Here is a 15788-nt window from a genome sequence, read left to right on the forward strand (position 1 = left end):
GAGAGCCAACAAGCATCCGCTCTATCGCGAAAATCGGAAACCGAAGCCACTGGATCCCGGCCTGCGCCGGGATGACGGTTAGGGAGCGCTTTCGAGATTCCCGGGCATCGCTTCTACGAAATCCCGAAGGCTTTCCGCGTTTTCAACGACCACTATCGAGCGTCGCCCCGGTCAACAACCCGCGCGCCAGCATGCTGCACTGACGCCGATACACCACCAGCTGCCATTGCCGCCCGCCGACCTGCCGCCACAACACCGCCGAACGCACCGCGGCAAGCAGACTGGCGCGAACACGTTCGACCACATTGGCCTGTTGCAGCTGCTGCGGGTTGCCCGTGACCATCACGCGCGGCTTGAGCGTCGACAGCGTGGAGCTGTAGACCTCTGCCAGGCGGCCGAATACCTGTGGCGAGCCCTGGCCGAAGTGTTCGACCTGACGCTGCGCCTGCACGATGCCCTTCTGCAAGGTCGACAACAGGGTGTTGTTGCGCGAGAGGCTGCGTTCGAGTCGCATCACGGTCACCGCCATGCGGGTGACCGCCATGTCGCGCCCGGTTTCGTCCAGCTGGCTGATCAGACTGCGCAGGCCCAGGCGTACGCCGCCCACGCCGCCATAGACGCCCACGACCGAGGGCGAATCGATGCGAAACACGCTCGCCAGGCTCGACTCCAGCGCGCTTTCGTCGCAGCGGCCGTCGTTGGCCAATTGCTGGGCCAGCGTGGCGGCCTGGAAGAGGCCGGCGAGTGCGAGCACGCGCTCTTCGTTCATGGCAAAAGCTTCAAACACGGAGTGACTCATCAATAAAAGAAAGGGAAGGTGATTCCGACCAGCCGCCATAAGGCGCATCGGTCGTGGCGATGACGGCACCGCCCAGGCAGGCGTCCCCGTCATAGAACACCACCGATTGCCCGGGCGTGACGGCGCGTTGCGGCTCATCGAATTCGACCAGCAGCCCATCGCCGTGCAGGTGCACGGTGCAGGCCTGATCGTGCTGACGGTAGCGCGTCTTGGCGGTACAGCGAAAACTGGCTGCGGGCGCCGTGCCCACCCAGGTGGGTGTTTCGGTAGTCAGGCGACGGGAGTGCAGCCAGTGATTTTCGCCGCCCTGGGCGACATACAGCACATTGGCGGCGACATCCTTGCCCACGACATACCAGGCTTCGCCACTGGCGCCATGACGGCCACCGATGCCCAGGCCATTGCGCTGGCCCAGCGTGTAATACATGACGCCTTGATGCTCGCCGATCAGCGCGCCTTCGGGCGTGCGCATCTGGCCAGGACGGGCTGGAATGTACTGGCTCAAGAATTCACGAAAATCGCGCTCGCCGATAAAGCAGATGCCGGTCGAATCCTTCTTCGCGTGGGTCGGCAGCGCGGCTTGCTGCGCCATTACCCGGACCTGCGATTTTTCGATCTCGCCGATCGGAAACAGCGTGGCGGCCAGTTGCGTCTGCCCCAACGCATGCAGGAAATAGGTCTGGTCCTTGGACGCGTCGACTGCGCGCAACAGCCGGAACTGGCCGTCGCGCTCATCGACGCGCGCATAGTGGCCGGTCGCGATCTTGTCCGCGCCCAGGGCGCGCGCCTCGTCCAGAAACGTCTTGAACTTGATCTCGCGGTTGCACAGCACATCCGGGTTTGGCGTGCGCCCGGCGCGGTATTCGGCCAGGAAGTGCTCGAACACGCCATCCCAGTACTGGCTGCTGAAATTGCGCGCATGGAACGGAATGCCCAGGCGACCGCAGACCGCCACAGCGTCCTTGCGATCGGCATCGGTGGTGCAGGGGCCGTCGCGGTCGTCCTCTTCCCAGTTCTGCATGAACAGGCCCTCGACCGCATGGCCGGTCTGCTGCAGCAGCAGCGCCGCGACGGACGAGTCGACCCCACCGGAAATGCCCAGCATGACTTTCATGGGTAGGGATCGCCGGGTAGCTGGCTATGCAAGACCTGCAAGGGAAGCCGCCGGCCAGCCAGCCACGCATCGATGCTCGCCAGCACCATCGAGGTGCGCAGGCGGTCGCCAAGCTCGGCGATCTCCTGACGGGTCATCCACAGCGCGCGTTCGATGTCCTTGTCCAGTGGGCGGTCCGGATGGTGCTTGACGGCGCGGGCGGCAAAGCTGAAACGCAGCACGTCGTCGCCGTGTTCCGGGCTGACCCATTGCTGGACGCCGATGAAATGCTCCAGTTCGACGTCCCAGCCGGTTTCCTCCAGCGTCTCGCGCACGGCGGCGCTGACCAGGCTCTCGCCCTGGTCCAGATGGCCGGCCGGCTGGTTATAGACCAGGCGGCCGGCGACCTTCTCTTCGACCATCAGATAGCGGTCGCCGTCGGCCACCACGCAGGCCACGGTGACATGCGGGTGCCAGACCGTCGAAGAAAAAAGCGGGGAATCGGTCATGTGGGGATCAACGAATGGCCCGGTCGGGGCTGGAAAAGTCGATATTGTGCCATTACCTAAGACGGCAATGCCGGCGAGGGCCTTCAGGTGGCTCGGTGCGCCGGAGTTATACTTCTTTCCAAGCTCCATTATCGATGACACATGGCCCACGAACCCGAACACGAACAAGGCAATGGCCACGGGCTGGCGCTGGAGACCTCCAAACCGGAGGTGGCCCGGCCGCCCCTATTTCAGGTCGTGCTACTGAACGATGACTTCACACCAATGGATTTTGTTGTGGAGGTCTTACGCAGTTTTTTCAATTTAGACCAAGAGCGGGCTGTGCAGGTGATGCTACATGTGCATACTCGGGGCAAGGGCGTTTGCGGGGTGTTTACCAGGGAGGTGGCTGAAACGAAGGTAACTCAGGTAAACGAGTATTCACGTGCTCATCAACATCCGTTGTTGTGCACTATGGAAAAACTTTGATCGCCCCCATGTTGTAGCCATCGCGGCGTTGGGCCGCAGCCATTTAATGGAGAGGGTCCGGATGTTTAGCAAGGATCTCGAAGTCACCATCGGCCAGTGCTACAAACAGGCCCGTGAACAGCGCCACGAGTTCATGACCGTGGAGCACCTGCTACTTGCGCTTACTGAAAACCAGGCAGCGTTGGGCGCCTTGCGCGCCTGCGGTGCCGACTTGCCAAGGCTCACCGCCGAGCTTGAAAAGATCATCGCCGAGACCGTGCCGGTACTGCCGCACGGCGACGAGCGCGATACCCAGCCCACCCTGGGTTTCCAGCGTGTGCTGCAACGGGCGGTCTATCACGTTCAGTCCTCGGGCCGTAAAGAGGTTACCGGCGCCAACGTGCTGGTGGCGATTTTCGGCGAAAAGGACTCCCATGCGGTCTATTTCCTGCATCAGCAGGAGATCACCCGCCTGGACGTGGTCAATTACATTTCCCACGGTATCGCCAAGATCGGCGACGAGTCCTCGTCGCAGATTCCGGGTGCCGAGCGCGAGGCTGAAGAGGGTGGCGAGCCGAAGGGCAATCCACTGGCCGAATACGCCTCGAACCTCAACGAGCTGGCCCTGGAAGGCAAGATCGATCCCCTGATCGGCCGCGCCGACGAGATCGAGCGGACCATTCAGGTGCTCTGCCGCCGCCGCAAGAACAACCCGCTCTATGTCGGTGAAGCCGGCGTGGGCAAGACGGCATTGGCCGAAGGTCTGGCCAAGCGCATCGTCGACGGCGAAGTGCCCGAAGTGCTCGAAGACGCCACCATCTGGTCGCTCGACCTGGGCGCCCTGGTCGCCGGCACCAAATATCGCGGCGACTTCGAAAAGCGCCTCAAGGCGGTGATCGGGCAGCTGAAGAAGCAGCCGGGATCGATCCTGTTCATCGACGAAATCCACACCATCATCGGTGCGGGTTCCGCGTCGGGCGGCACCATGGACGCCTCCAACCTGATCAAGCCGATGCTGGCCTCCGGCGAGCTGCGCTGCATCGGGTCGACCACGTTCCAGGAATTCCGCGGCATTTTCGAGAAGGACCGTGCGCTCGCCCGCCGCTTCCAGAAGATCGACGTGGTCGAGCCGACCGTGGCCGACAGCATCGAGATCTTGAAGGGCCTGCGTTCGCGCTTCGAAGAACACCACAACGTGACCTATACCAACGAGGCGTTGAAGGCCGCGGTGGACCTGTCGGTCAAGCACATTCCCGACCGCCTGCTGCCGGACAAGGCCATCGACGTGATCGACGAGGCCGGCGCCCATCAGCGCCTGCTGCCGGAAGACCAGCGCACCAACAAGGTTGACGTACCGGAAGTCGAGTACATCATCGCCAAGATGGCGCGTATCCCGGCCAAGCAGGTCTCGGCGTCCGATCGTGACGTCCTGCGCAACCTCGAACGCAACCTCAAGATGGTGGTGTTCGGTCAGGATGCGGCGATCGAGGCCCTGGCCGCGTCGATCAAGATGGCCCGTTCGGGTCTGGCCGACCCGTCCAAGCCGATCGGCAGCTTCCTGCTGGCCGGCCCGACCGGCGTGGGCAAGACCGAGGTCACCAAGCAGCTGGCGATGCAGCTGGGCATCGAGATGATCCGCTTCGACATGTCCGAGTACATGGAGGCGCATTCGGTGTCGCGTCTGGTCGGCGCCCCTCCGGGCTATGTCGGTTTCGACCAGGGCGGCCTGCTGACCGAGGCGGTGACCAAGCATCCGCATGCCGTGCTGCTGCTGGACGAGATCGAAAAGGCGCATCCGGATGTGTTCAACATCCTGTTGCAGGTGATGGATCGCGGCGTGCTGACCGATACCAACGGTCGCGAGGCGAACTTCAAGAACGTCATCGTAGTGATGACCACCAATGCCGGTGCGCAGCAGGCGTCGCGTCGCGGCATCGGCTTCGTCAAGCAGAACCACTCGATGGATGCGATGGAAGTGATCCGCCGCAGCTTCACGCCGGAGTTCCGCAACCGCCTGGACGCGATCATCCAGTTCAATGCACTGGACTTCGAGCACATCCTGCGCGTCGTGGACAAGTTCCTGATCGAGCTGGAGTCGCAGCTGAGCGAGAAGCACGTGTCCCTGGACGTCGATGCCGACGCCCGTCGCTGGCTGGCCGAGCATGGCTTCGACCCGCAGATGGGTGCCCGCCCGATGGCCCGCGTCATCCAGGAAAAGGTCAAGCGCATGCTGGCCGACGAGCTGCTGTTCGGCAAACTGGCCGATGGTGGCAAGGTGCTCCTGAGCGTGGTCGACGGCGAGCTGAAGGTCAGCACCGAGGCCGCCGAGCAGGTGCCGGCGACAGTGTCATAAAGCGTTGAAGCCCCGCAGGGCAGTGAAGGGCCGCGCCTTGTGCGCGGCTTTTCTTTATCCCTTGTAGGAGCGACTTCAGGGAGACTCTAAAACTCTCCTATCCGTCATCCCGGCGAACGCCGGGATCCAGCGCCTTACGCTTCAACGTGTTAAAGACGCTGGGCCCCGGCGTTCGCCGGGGCGACGATGAAAACAGAGGTGATTTGAGGTTGCCTGAAGTCGCTTCTGCAAATCGAACACAAAAAGGCCGCAACCCGAAGGTGCGGCCTTTCTCACGCCGGCTAGAAGCCCGCGATTACTTCATGCGGTAGGTGATACGGCCCTTGGTCAGGTCGTACGGGGTCATCTCCACCTTCACCTTGTCACCGGTGAGGATGCGGATGTAATGCTTGCGCATGCGGCCAGAAATATGAGCGGTTATGACGTGCCCGTTTTCCAGTTGCACGCGGAACATGGTATTGGGCAAGGTCTCCTGGACCGTCCCTTCCATTTCGATGACGTCGTCTTTTGCCATGCGTTCCGGTGATTGATGGCACGGCCCTTGTGGCCGCGTAAGCCATCGATTATGCCACGGATTCGGTCATGGTTAAAGAATCATCAAGCGAAGTGTTCATCCAGCTTGCGCCGAATCTCCTGTTCGACCATCCCCTTGAGGGGGGCCAGCATCATGCCGAGGTCGGCCCGGACCTGGATGGCGTCACTTTCCACGGCGATCGACCCGTCTACCCCGGGGCGGCTGAAACTGAAGGTGTCGCCCTGCCACTGACCGTCCATCCCGAACTTCTCGCGCATCTTCGTGGCGACCTGTTCGACCACGGCACGGGCTTCGGCCACAGACAGCTGATGTGGCTTGCGGATGTCGATCTTGGGCATAACTTCTCCGTGAAGGCGGTTCAAACCATAGCTTCAAGCATAACGGATGAAGCGCGGCCAACTTGGGGTCTGCTCAAGGCGCAGGCTTCTGCTAGAGTCCGGCACACTATCGACCGGTTGATTCATGCGCATCGAATTTCCCAATTCGGCCCGCGAAGATTTCCCATGGACGCAAGCTACGCTGCGCGTCGGTAGCGCTCCGGATAACGATCTCGTGTTGGCCACCGGCCAGGCGCATCCTTATCACCTGCGCATACAACGGGATCGTCGCGGCATCGTTCTGCACGTACTGGCTCAGGCCGGGCGTATCTATGTGAATGCGCGGCCGATACGCGAGCGCAGCCTGCTGCGTGCCGGTGATGTCCTGAGCGTCGGCGACTGCCGCATGCTGCTGCGCGAGGACGAGTCGCCCGCCGAACGCAACACCAAGCAGGTGCCGGAAGAGGGGCGTTGCACGGTGGCGCTGCGTGCGATTGCCGGTCCGCTGTCCGGGCGCGTGCTGTCGCTGCAGGATCGTCTTGAACTCGGCGCCATGGGGCGCTATCCGCTGGAATTGCCGCAAGGCGAGGCCGCCACGCTGCGCATCGCCTGGCAGAACGGCCGGCTTTGGCTCGAAGCGGGGCAGAAGTCGGAGCGTTATCCGCTGCGCGTCAATGGCGTGGAAGTCGGCCACGCGGCTTTGCAGCCGGGCGACCAGATCGGCATTGCCATGCACCGCTTTATCGTCGACGCGCCTGGGATGGAAGACGAGCCGGAAATTCCCGTCTATACGCCACCGGTCCAGCACCTGCCCGAAGAAGATGCCGGCCCTCGCGGCGAAGTATGGTGGCTGATCGTGACGGCGGCGGTGATCGCGTTGATTATCGCGCTGGTATTGTTCGTCAAGTTTTGAAGACTGGCCCCGTTTGATTTCATCGGAAACTGTTTCGTGAGTAGAGTCTGGAATTTCAGCGCAGGACCGGCGGCCCTGCCGCAAGCGGTGCTCGAACGTGCACAACGCGAGATGCTCGACTGGAACGGCAGCGGTGCATCGGTGATGGAGCTTTCCCATCGCGGCAAGTTATTCATGGGGCTGGCCGCGCAAGCGGAAGCCGATGTCCGCGAGCTGGCCGCGATCCCGGACGACTACGCGGTGTTGTTTCTGCAAGGCGGCGCGACTCAGCATTTTGCGCAAATACCCATGAATCTGGCGGCCGAAGGTGCCAGCGCCGACTACATCGTCACCGGTCATTGGGGCGAGAAGGCGGCCAGCGAAGCGGCGCCGTACGTCAAGGTGGATATCGCCGCCAGCAGTCACGCCGACAACTACGTCAAGCTGCCGGCACGCAGCGGCTGGAAGCTCAACCCCGCCGCGGCCTACGTGCACTACACGCCGAACGAAACGATTCATGGCGTCGAATTTCATGACGTGCCGGAGGTGGGCGAGGTGCCGCTGGTCGCCGACATGTCGTCGGACATCCTGTCGCGACCGATCGATGTGCGCCGTTTTGGCCTGATCTACGCGGGTGCGCAGAAGAATATCGGTCCCTCGGGCCTGGTGTTGATGATCGTGCGCCGGGACCTGCTGGAGCGTGCCACCCGTCCGATGGCGCGAATCTTCCGCTACGCCGAGCATGCGGTGAACGATTCGATGCTCAATACCCCCAATACCTGGGGCTGGTACCTCGCGGGCCTGACCTTCCAATGGCTCAAAGAGCAGGGCGGCCTTGCTGCCGTGGCGGCTCGCAACGATGCCAAGGCGGCTTTGCTCTACGACACGATCGACGGTTCCGGCGGCTATTACCGCAATCCGATCGATCCGGCGTCGCGTTCGCGCATGAATGTCCCGTTCACCCTGCACGATGCCGCGCTGGACGCGGTATTCCTCAAGGAGTCCGAGGCGGCCGGCTTGTTGGCGTTGAAGGGCCACAAGGCGATCGGCGGCATGCGCGCCTCGCTCTACAACGCCGTATCGCTGGAGGCGGTCGAAGCCTTGACCGCATTCATGCGCGAATTTGCCACGCGCCACGGCTGATGTTGCGGCGCGCAAAAGTCCGCGCGCCGATGTAACATCGGGAGTGGACATCTTTACTGCCAGACGGCTTTGAATCATGACGGACCAGAAAACCTCGCTCGCTGAGGTGCGCGATCGCATCGACAGCATCGACAAGCAAATCCAGGAGCTGATTTCCGAGCGCGCCAATTGGGCGCAGGAAGTGGCCAAGGTCAAGGGCGAGGGCCTGTCGGCGATCGACTATTACCGACCCGAGCGCGAGGCCCATGTGCTGCGCATGGTGGTGGACCGCAATCACGGCCCGCTGTCCGATACCGAGATGGTGCGTCTGTTCCGTGAAATCATGTCGTCCTGCCTGGCGCAGGAAGACCCTCTGAAGATCGGCTTTCTCGGCCCCGAAGGCACCTTCAGCGAGCAGGCCGTGCGCAAGCACTTCGGTCATGCCGCCTACGGTCTGCCGCTGGGCAGCATCGAAGAGGTCTTTCAGGAAGTCGCCGCCGGACACGCCGATTTCGGCGTGGTGCCGGTCGAGAACTCCGGCCAGGGCATGATCCAGGTGACGCTGGACATGTTTCTTACCTCCAATGCGACGATCTGCGGCGAAGTCGAACTGCGCGTGCATCAATGCCTGCATTCGCAGGCTGGCAAGCTCGATGCGATCAAGCGCGTCTACGCGCACGCGCAATCGTTGCAGCAGTGCAAGACCTGGCTTCGCATCAACCTGCCCGATGTCGAATGCATCGCGGTCAGCAGCAATGCCGAAGCGGCACGCATGGCGCGTCACTCGGACGATGCGGCGGCCATTGCCGGCGAGACTGCCGGTCGGGTCTATGGCTTGACCACGATCGCGAATGGCATCGAAGACCGTGCCGACAACACCACGCGTTTCCTGGTTATCGGTCGCACGCTTTTCCCGCCGTCGGGCAACGACCGCACGTCGCTGTTGATCACCGTCAACGACAAGCCGGGTGCCTTGTACGACGTCCTCAGTCCTTTCGCCAAACACGACATCAGTTTGAATCGCATCGAATCGCGGCCGGCGCATACCGGCAAATGGCAGTACGCGTTCTTTATCGACGTCTCCGGCCATATCAATGACGAAGCGCTGCAAGGCGCGGTCAAGGAAATCGAATCGACCGTCGCCAAGCTGCGCGTGCTCGGTTCCTACCCGGTCGCGTTGCCGTGAGCGCGCGTCTGGATTGGCAGAGCAGCGTCGGGCGTGCGTTGCAGGGCAGTCTGCGCGTACCCGGCGACAAGTCCGTTTCGCACCGTTCGCTGATGCTCGCTGCATTGGCCGAAGGCCGCTCGCATGTGCGTGGCTTTCTGGAAGGCGAAGATACGCGCGCGACGGCAGCTGTGCTTGCGCAGCTCGGCGTGCGTATCGAAACGCCGGCCGATGGCGAGCGCCTGATTCATGGCGTGGGCCTGCATGGTTTGCGCGGCACGTCGGCGCAGCTCGATTGCGGCAACGCGGGCACCGGCATGCGACTGCTTGCCGGTCTGCTGGCGGGACAGGCGTTTGACAGCACCCTGATCGGCGACGAGTCCTTGTCCAAGCGACCGATGCGCCGCGTCACCGATCCGTTGGCACGCATGGGTGCACACATCGACAGCCAGGAGGGTCTGCCGCCGCTGCATATCCATGGCGGTCGCGCATTGCAAGGCATCGAATACACATTGCCGGTAGCAAGCGCGCAGGTGAAGTCGGCACTGCTCCTCGCCGGTTTGTATGCGCAGGGCGACACCGAGGTCATCGAGCCTCATCCAACGCGTGACTACACCGAGCGCATGCTTGCCGCGTTCGGCTGGCCGATCGATTTCACGCCGGGGCGCGCGCGCCTGTCGGGCGGGCATCGGTTGAAGGCGACCGATGTCGATGTGCCGGCCGACTTCTCGTCGGCGGCGTTCTTCCTGGTGGCGGCCAGCGTGGTGCCCGGTTCCCAGTTGCATCTGCAGGCGGTGGGCCTCAATCCTCGCCGTACCGGTTTGTTGCAGGCGTTGCGTCTGATGGGTGCCGACATCCGGATCGAGAACGAGCGCGAGAGCGGTGGCGAGCCGGTCGGCGATATCGTCGTTCGCCATGCCCCATTGCATGGCGTCGAGTTGCCCGAGGCGCTGGTGCCGGACATGATCGACGAATTCCCGGCCTTGTTCGTGGCGGCCGCCGTAGCGCAGGGTTCGACCGTGATTCGCGGTGCCGCCGAGCTGCGGGTCAAGGAGTCCGACCGCCTGGCCAGCATGGCGACAGGCTTGCGTGCTTTGGGCATCACCGTCGACGAAACGCCCGATGGTGCGACGATTGTTGGCGGCACGCTCAACGGTGGCAGCATCGACAGCCATGGCGACCATCGCATCGCGATGAGCTTTGCCATTGCCGGGTTGGTGGCGCGCGAGCCGGTGCATATCGCCGACTGTCGCAATGTGGCAACGTCGTTTCCCGGCTTTATCGAGCTGGCCAACGGTTGTGGTTTCTCATTGCGCGAAGTCGACTGAGGTCGCCATGTCCACCGCGTTGCCGCCATTCATTGTTGCCATTCCCGCCCGTTACGGGTCGACTCGCTTACCCGCCAAGCCGCTGCGCGATATCGCCGGCGTACCGATGGTGGTGCGCGTCGCGCAGCGCGCGCTGCAGGCTGGCGCGGCGCAGGTGGTGGTGGCAGTAGACGATCAACGTATCGCCGATGCGCTGGCCGGGCAGGGTGTGGATGTATGCATGACGCGCAGCGATCACGCCTCCGGTAGCGATCGCCTGGCTGAATGCGCGGCGCACTATGGCTGGGCCGACGACGCCATCGTGGTGAACCTGCAGGGTGACGAGCCTTTCGCACCCGCAGCGGGCATTCGCGAAGTGGCACGTGCGTTGGCCGAAGACGATGCGCCGATGGCCACGCTGGCCACGCCGATCGACGACGCGCACGAGCTGTTCGATCCGAACGTGGTCAAGCTGGTACGCGGTGTCGATGGCCGTGCGCTGTATTTCAGTCGCGCACCGCTGCCGTGGGCGCGCGATGCTTTCGCAAAGGACAAGCAGCATCTGCCGAGTGACGTGCCGTTCCTGCGGCATATCGGCATCTATGCCTACCGCGCGGGTTTCCTGCATCGCTATACCGGTTTGGCCCGTACTGCGCTGGAGCAGATCGAATCGCTCGAACAGCTGCGCGTACTGGAGCACGGCTACCCGATTGCCGTGCGCCTGACGCCCGAGCCGTTCCCGCCGGGCATCGACACCCAGGCCGATCTCGAACGGGCGCAGCAGTGGTTGCAGGCGCAGCAGCCGTGACACGCGTGTTGTTTGTGTGTTTGGGCAATATCTGCCGTTCGCCCGTGGTCGAAGTCGTAGCGCGAGCCCATGCTCGGCGCGCCGGCCTGGATATCGAGTTCGCCTCCTGTGGGACGGGTGGATGGCATATCGGCAAAGGGGCCGATACGCGCATGCGTGCCGCGGCCAGGACGGCTGGCTACGATCTTGAGCCGCATCGCGCGCGTCAGTTGAGGGCGGCCGACCTGCGCGATTACGATCTGGCGCTCGCCATGGATCGGGACAATCTGCGCGAGATCGAGCGGCTCAGATCGCCCGCATCCACGGCGCACATCGACCTGTTCCTGCCCTGGGCCGGTGTCGACGAGCCGGCTGAATTCCCCGATCCCTACTATGGCGACGAGGCCGGCTTCACCGCCTCGGTGGCGCTGGCTGAACGAGGGATTCAGGGCTTGCTCGAACGCTTGCGCCGCGAGTCGTCCGGGGCTTGACACGACCCGTTAGAATACGGGGATGCAGCCCATTTCGCAGCCGACCTTCGACGGCAAGGCGTTCGTCAAAACCCTGACCAGTTCCCCCGGCGTCTATCGTTATTTCGATGACGCGGACGAGCTGCTGTACGTCGGCAAGGCCGGCAATCTGAAAAAGCGCGTCGGCAGTTACTTCCTGAAACCCAGGATGGAGCCGCGCATCGCCTCGATGATTTCACAGATCGCACGCTGCGAGATCACCGTCACGCGTACAGAGGGCGAGGCGCTGCTGCTCGAATCGCAGCTGATCAAGTCGCTCAAGCCGCGCTACAACATCATGTTGCGCGACGACAAGAGCTACCCGTACATCTATCTGTCCGGTGGCGAGGATTACCCGCGGCTGGCTTTTCATCGCGGTGCGCGCAATCTGCCGGGACGCTTTTTCGGCCCCTATCCAAGCACGTTCGCTGTGCGCGAAAGCCTCAACCTGATGCAGAAGCTGTTCAAGGTGCGGCAGTGCGAAGACAGTTATTTTCGCAATCGTTCGCGCCCGTGTCTGCAGCATCAGATCGGCCGCTGCAGTGCGCCCTGCGTCAATCTGATTTCCGTCGACGACTATCGCAGCGATGTGCGTCACGCCGAGATGTTTCTGGAAGGCCGCAGCAGCGCGGTGATCGACGAACTGGCCAGCGGGATGGAGCAGGCCAGCAAATCGCTGGAATTCGAGCGCGCCGCGTCGATGCGCGACCAGGTGTCCGCCTTGCGCAAGCTGCAGGCACAGCACCATGTGCAGGGCGCGAGCGCCGACATGGACGTGATTGCCTGCCGTATCGAATCGGGCCTGGCCTGTGTCAGCGTGTTGTTCTTCCGCAATGGCGTCAGCCTGGGCACCCGCGACTTCTATCCGCGCCTGCCGCTCGATGCCGAGCCGGGCGATCTGTTGGGCCAGTTTCTTGCGCAGTACTACCTCGACCGACCGGTGCCGCGCGAGCTGATACTTGGCGATGTCCCCGCCGACTGCGAGATTCTCGCGGATCTGCTGACCCAGCAATCCGGGCATGCCGTCGAGATCAAGACCAGCGTGCGTGGCGAACGCGCGCGGTTTCTGCAGATGGCCGAGCGCAATGCGCAGGCTTCGTTGACGGCGCGACTTGCCAGTCGCCAGACCCTGGGCGCGCGTTTCGACGATCTGCAGCGCCTACTGGAGCTCGACGAAGCGCCTCGCCGTATCGAGTGCTTCGACATCAGCCACACCATGGGCGAGGCCACGGTGGCTTCTTGCGTGGTCTTCGGTCCGGAAGGCCCCGAGAAATCGCACTACCGCCGCTTCAATATCGCCGGCATCACGCCCGGCGACGACTACGCGGCCATGCACCAGGCCTTGACTCGGCGTTTCCGCAAGGTTGCCGAAGGCGAGGGTGCGCGGCCTGACATCCTGCTGATCGACGGCGGCAGCGGTCAGGTGGCACAGGCGCTCGATGTGTTGAAGGAACTGGGCGTGCAGGGCATCCGCATTGTCGGCGTGGCCAAGGGGCCGGGCCGACGCGCAGGTGAGGAGACGCTGATACTGGCCGAGTCGGGTCGCAACCTGCATCCGGGCCCGGCATCGCCGGCACTGCATCTGGTTGCCGCGGTGCGCGACGAGGCGCATCGTTTTGCGATCAGCGGCCATCGCAAGCGCCGCGAGAAGGCGCGTGAACGCAGCGTGCTGGAGGACGTGCCGGGCATCGGCGCTCGCCGCCGTTCGGCCTTGCTCAAGGCCTTTGGTGGGCTGGCCGGCGTCGAGGCTGCGGGTGTGGAGGAGCTGATGCAGGTGAAGGGTATCGATCGCGGCCTGGCCGAACGTATCTACGCCACCTTGCATGCCTGAATCTGAACCACATAACGGAGTGAGCACTCCCATCCATGCGACACTACTAGCTTAAAAGCGGATTGAATCGATGCGTATCAACTTGCCAACCTGGCTGACCCTGTTTCGCATCGCTCTGTTGCCGGTCATGGTGGTGGTGTTCTATTGGCCCTTCCGCGGTCACAACATCACGGCAGCCATCGTTTTCGTACTGGCGGCGATCACCGACTGGTTCGATGGCTACCTTGCGCGTCGTTTAAACATGACCTCGGCGTTCGGTGCTTTTCTGGACCCGGTCGCCGACAAGCTGATGGTGGCGGTGACGCTGTTCCTGCTGGTCGAGTCGCATCGTGGCGGTTGGCCCGGCATTGTGATGGCGGTCACGGCGGCCGTTATCGTCGGTCGCGAAATCAGCATCTCGGCGCTGCGCGAATGGATGGCTGAAATCGGTATGAGCGCCACCGTGAAAGTGGCCTTTGTCGGCAAGCTCAAGACGGTGATGCAGATGATCGCGCTGGTCGTGCTGATCGTGCAGCACGATGCGGAAACGCTGCGCCTCTATCACGTGGGCGAAGTGTTGCTGGTGATTGCCGGCATCCTCACCATCTGGTCGGGTCTGCACTATCTGCGTGCGGCGTGGCCGATGCTGCGTGGCGAAAAAGGGCCTTTTGCGCCGAATAAAAGCGATGCCTGAATTTTTCTGTGACAGAGACTTGACGGTGCGCTTTTAGCCATTACAATGCGCGACTCCGATGCGGGAATAGCTCAGTTGGTAGAGCACGACCTTGCCAAGGTCGGGGTCGCGAGTTCGAGTCTCGTTTCCCGCTCCAGGTTCAGACAGGCCCCGGCTTAGCCCGGGGCTTCGTCATTTCTGGGGGGCGGCATCGGTGGGAAAGTTGGCCGTTTCTGGCACAAAAGTTAAACGTAAAGTCTTCACAAAGGCGTCAGTTCTGTTATTATTTCTGACTCCGATGCGGGAATAGCTCAGTTGGTAGAGCACGACCTTGCCAAGGTCGGGGTCGCGAGTTCGAGTCTCGTTTCCCGCTCCAGTTTTTGCAAAGCCTCGGTTGCGCCGGGGTTTTGTTTTATCGGTGAGTCCCGGGTGTTTCAGTCCGGGGTTCGCGCAATGGCCAGGTGGCAGAGTGGTCATGCAGCGGCCTGCAAAGCCGTGTACGCCGGTTCGATTCCGACCCTGGCCTCCATTGCGTAGAAGTATCCAAGCGCCCTTGTGGCGCTTTTTCTTTGCCTGCCGTCTGCGTCACGACGCCTTATGCGCAGTCGCGTCAGAGATCATCGTCTTGATGTCCTTGAAGCTCATGCCCTCGGATGCCGAAGCCAGGTCGCCGTCAGCCAACTGTTGGGCAGCCTTGCGCAGATCGCCCATGGCGCGCGAATAAAGCGCCACGCCCATGCTTACGCGTTTGATCCCGGCCTTCTGCAACTCGGCCAAAGGCAGCGTTCCACTCATCGTGCCCACGACGAGGTTCACCGGCTTGGGTGCCACGGCTTTGACGATGGCTCTTACGGCATCCATGTCGGTCGGGTAGGGCGCATAAAGAACATCGGCACCCACGTCGGCAAATGCAACCAGGCGCCGGATGGTGTCGTCCAGATCGGGCCGGCCCTGGAGGAAGTTGTCACAGCGTCCGGTGAGAAGGATTCGCCCTTTGGCTGCCTTGGCGGCATGGCGCATGCGTTCTACCGCATCGTCGAACTCGCGGATGGGGTGGGCCGGATCGCCTGAAGTGTCCTCGATACCGATGCCGGCCAGTCCCCAGGCGATCGCCGATTCGACGGTTGCCGCAACATCGCTCGGCGTCGCCCCGTAGCCGTCTTCAAAATCGCCATTGATCGGCAGGTCGGTGAGATCGCCAAGGAGCTTGGCATGCGCCAGGTGTTCCTCGAGCGTTACCGCATGCCTGCCATCGAGACGCCCCAGCGCCGATGCGATGGCTGCCGAAGACGTTCCCAAGGCCTTGAAGCCCGCCTGCTTCAGGATGAGCGCCGAGGTTCCGTCCCATGGATTGGGCATGACGAAGCCACCCTCCTGCTGATGCAGGGCACGAAAGAGCTCATACAGTTCGGGTTGCGTAGCCATGGCGACATCTCGGGGCGATGAGGAAGGCAAGGACCTTACACTCAT

At 62.7% G+C, this 15788-nt stretch carries 16 protein-coding genes and 3 tRNA genes; 13 read left to right on the forward strand and 6 right to left on the reverse strand.

Going from position 1 to position 15788, the window contains the following annotated elements; translation table 11 throughout:
• Positions 1–142: 142 nt before the first annotated feature.
• The 3 genes from hflD to ACZ6WW_RS05550 are packed head-to-tail and all read right to left on the reverse strand — an operon-like array spanning position 143 to position 2401.
• Entirely contained in the window at positions 143–769 is a 627-nt protein-coding gene (gene hflD / locus ACZ6WW_RS05540; RefSeq protein WP_281848445.1) for a high frequency lysogenization protein HflD, read from the reverse strand.
• 10 nt (positions 770–779) lie between these two features.
• Positions 780–1913 carry a tRNA 2-thiouridine(34) synthase MnmA gene (mnmA, locus tag ACZ6WW_RS05545; RefSeq protein WP_465273303.1) on the reverse strand — a complete coding sequence of 378 codons (1134 nt, stop codon included), beginning with the start codon at positions 1911–1913 and terminating at the stop codon, positions 780–782.
• A complete protein-coding gene (locus ACZ6WW_RS05550; RefSeq protein WP_465273304.1) occupies positions 1910–2401 on the reverse strand; it encodes an NUDIX hydrolase in 492 nt (163 codons plus the stop codon). Before ACZ6WW_RS05550 ends, mnmA begins: the two co-directional genes overlap by 4 nt.
• Positions 2402–2542: 141 nt before the next feature.
• On the opposite strand from ACZ6WW_RS05550, the gene clpS reads away from it, so the two are divergent.
• Together clpS and clpA are read left to right on the forward strand one after the other, a co-directional pair.
• Positions 2543–2869, forward strand: coding sequence for an ATP-dependent Clp protease adapter ClpS (gene clpS, locus ACZ6WW_RS05555; protein WP_281848448.1), 327 nt, complete (start codon positions 2543–2545; stop codon positions 2867–2869).
• 61 nt (positions 2870–2930) lie between these two features.
• The gene (clpA, locus tag ACZ6WW_RS05560) at positions 2931–5201 is read left to right on the forward strand and encodes an ATP-dependent Clp protease ATP-binding subunit ClpA (RefSeq protein ID WP_465273305.1); all 2271 of its coding nucleotides are present in this window, start codon (positions 2931–2933) and stop codon (positions 5199–5201) included.
• 295 nt (positions 5202–5496) lie between these two features.
• On the opposite strand, the gene infA is transcribed toward clpA, so the two are convergent.
• Both infA and ACZ6WW_RS05570 read right to left on the reverse strand, forming a co-directional pair.
• The gene (gene infA / locus ACZ6WW_RS05565) at positions 5497–5715 is read right to left on the reverse strand and encodes a translation initiation factor IF-1 (protein ID WP_019466733.1); all 219 of its coding nucleotides are present in this window, start codon (positions 5713–5715) and stop codon (positions 5497–5499) included.
• A gap of 83 nt (positions 5716–5798) precedes the next feature.
• A complete protein-coding gene (locus tag ACZ6WW_RS05570) occupies positions 5799–6074 on the reverse strand; it encodes a polyhydroxyalkanoic acid system family protein (RefSeq protein WP_281848451.1) in 276 nt (91 codons plus the stop codon).
• A 124-nt stretch (positions 6075–6198) separates the two neighbouring features.
• Here ACZ6WW_RS05570 and ACZ6WW_RS05575 point away from each other — a divergent pair, with 124 nt between their 5' ends.
• The 11 genes from ACZ6WW_RS05575 (at position 6199) to ACZ6WW_RS05625 (ending at position 14847) form a co-directional block, all read left to right on the forward strand.
• Positions 6199–6966 (forward strand): FHA domain-containing protein, encoded by a 768-nt coding sequence (locus ACZ6WW_RS05575; RefSeq protein ID WP_281848452.1) that lies wholly within the window; start codon positions 6199–6201, stop codon positions 6964–6966.
• A 36-nt stretch (positions 6967–7002) separates the two neighbouring features.
• Positions 7003–8088, forward strand: coding sequence for a 3-phosphoserine/phosphohydroxythreonine transaminase (gene serC, locus ACZ6WW_RS05580; RefSeq protein ID WP_465273306.1), 1086 nt, complete (start codon positions 7003–7005; stop codon positions 8086–8088).
• 76 nt (positions 8089–8164) lie between these two features.
• Positions 8165–9253, forward strand: a complete 1089-nt coding sequence (gene pheA / locus ACZ6WW_RS05585; RefSeq protein ID WP_465273307.1) for a prephenate dehydratase — start codon at positions 8165–8167, stop codon at positions 9251–9253.
• Positions 9250–10560, forward strand: a complete 1311-nt coding sequence (aroA, locus tag ACZ6WW_RS05590) for a 3-phosphoshikimate 1-carboxyvinyltransferase (protein WP_465273308.1) — start codon at positions 9250–9252, stop codon at positions 10558–10560. The genes pheA and aroA overlap by 4 nt, the downstream gene beginning before the upstream one ends.
• Positions 10561–10567: 7 nt before the next feature.
• Entirely contained in the window at positions 10568–11347 is a 780-nt protein-coding gene (kdsB, locus tag ACZ6WW_RS05595; RefSeq protein WP_465273309.1) for a 3-deoxy-manno-octulosonate cytidylyltransferase, read from the forward strand.
• Complete coding sequence (locus ACZ6WW_RS05600) at positions 11344–11817, forward strand: low molecular weight protein-tyrosine-phosphatase (protein WP_465273310.1); 474 nt, start codon at positions 11344–11346, stop codon at positions 11815–11817. Before kdsB ends, ACZ6WW_RS05600 begins: the two co-directional genes overlap by 4 nt.
• A gap of 22 nt (positions 11818–11839) precedes the next feature.
• Entirely contained in the window at positions 11840–13666 is a 1827-nt protein-coding gene (gene uvrC, locus ACZ6WW_RS05605) for an excinuclease ABC subunit UvrC (RefSeq protein WP_281848456.1), read from the forward strand.
• A gap of 70 nt (positions 13667–13736) precedes the next feature.
• A complete protein-coding gene (gene pgsA, locus ACZ6WW_RS05610) occupies positions 13737–14339 on the forward strand; it encodes a CDP-diacylglycerol--glycerol-3-phosphate 3-phosphatidyltransferase (protein WP_465273311.1) in 603 nt (200 codons plus the stop codon).
• 60 nt (positions 14340–14399) lie between these two features.
• A tRNA-Gly gene (locus ACZ6WW_RS05615) sits at positions 14400–14475 on the forward strand.
• 143 nt (positions 14476–14618) lie between these two features.
• Positions 14619–14694: transfer RNA gene (locus ACZ6WW_RS05620), tRNA-Gly, on the forward strand.
• 79 nt (positions 14695–14773) lie between these two features.
• Positions 14774–14847 (forward strand) — tRNA-Cys (locus ACZ6WW_RS05625).
• Between the two features lie 56 nt (positions 14848–14903).
• Here the strand turns inward: ACZ6WW_RS05625 and ACZ6WW_RS05630 are convergent.
• On the reverse strand, positions 14904–15743 hold the full coding sequence (locus tag ACZ6WW_RS05630) for an isocitrate lyase/PEP mutase family protein (protein ID WP_465273312.1): 840 nt from the start codon (positions 15741–15743) through the stop codon (positions 14904–14906).
• Positions 15744–15788: the final 45 nt, after the last annotated feature.

It is taken from the genome of Dyella sp. NPDC103356 (assembly GCF_055584465.1).

Excerpts from the sequence above, each read along its gene's own strand:
- hflD (WP_281848445.1), bottom strand. The coding sequence starts at position 769 with ATGAACGAAGAGCGCGTGCTCGCACTCGCCGGCCTCTTCCAGGCCGCC.
- mnmA (WP_465273303.1), bottom strand. The coding sequence starts at position 1,913 with ATGAAAGTCATGCTGGGCATTTCCGGTGGGGTCGACTCGTCCGTCGCG.
- ACZ6WW_RS05550 (WP_465273304.1), bottom strand. The coding sequence starts at position 2,401 with ATGACCGATTCCCCGCTTTTTTCTTCGACGGTCTGGCACCCGCATGTC.
- clpS (WP_281848448.1), top strand. The coding sequence starts at position 2,543 with ATGGCCCACGAACCCGAACACGAACAAGGCAATGGCCACGGGCTGGCG.
- clpA (WP_465273305.1), top strand. The coding sequence starts at position 2,931 with ATGTTTAGCAAGGATCTCGAAGTCACCATCGGCCAGTGCTACAAACAG.
- infA (WP_019466733.1), bottom strand. The coding sequence starts at position 5,715 with ATGGCAAAAGACGACGTCATCGAAATGGAAGGGACGGTCCAGGAGACC.
- ACZ6WW_RS05570 (WP_281848451.1), bottom strand. The coding sequence starts at position 6,074 with ATGCCCAAGATCGACATCCGCAAGCCACATCAGCTGTCTGTGGCCGAA.
- ACZ6WW_RS05575 (WP_281848452.1), top strand. The coding sequence starts at position 6,199 with ATGCGCATCGAATTTCCCAATTCGGCCCGCGAAGATTTCCCATGGACG.
- pheA (WP_465273307.1), top strand. The coding sequence starts at position 8,165 with ATGACGGACCAGAAAACCTCGCTCGCTGAGGTGCGCGATCGCATCGAC.
- kdsB (WP_465273309.1), top strand. The coding sequence starts at position 10,568 with ATGTCCACCGCGTTGCCGCCATTCATTGTTGCCATTCCCGCCCGTTAC.
- uvrC (WP_281848456.1), top strand. The coding sequence starts at position 11,840 with ATGCAGCCCATTTCGCAGCCGACCTTCGACGGCAAGGCGTTCGTCAAA.
- pgsA (WP_465273311.1), top strand. The coding sequence starts at position 13,737 with ATGCGTATCAACTTGCCAACCTGGCTGACCCTGTTTCGCATCGCTCTG.
- ACZ6WW_RS05630 (WP_465273312.1), bottom strand. The coding sequence starts at position 15,743 with ATGGCTACGCAACCCGAACTGTATGAGCTCTTTCGTGCCCTGCATCAG.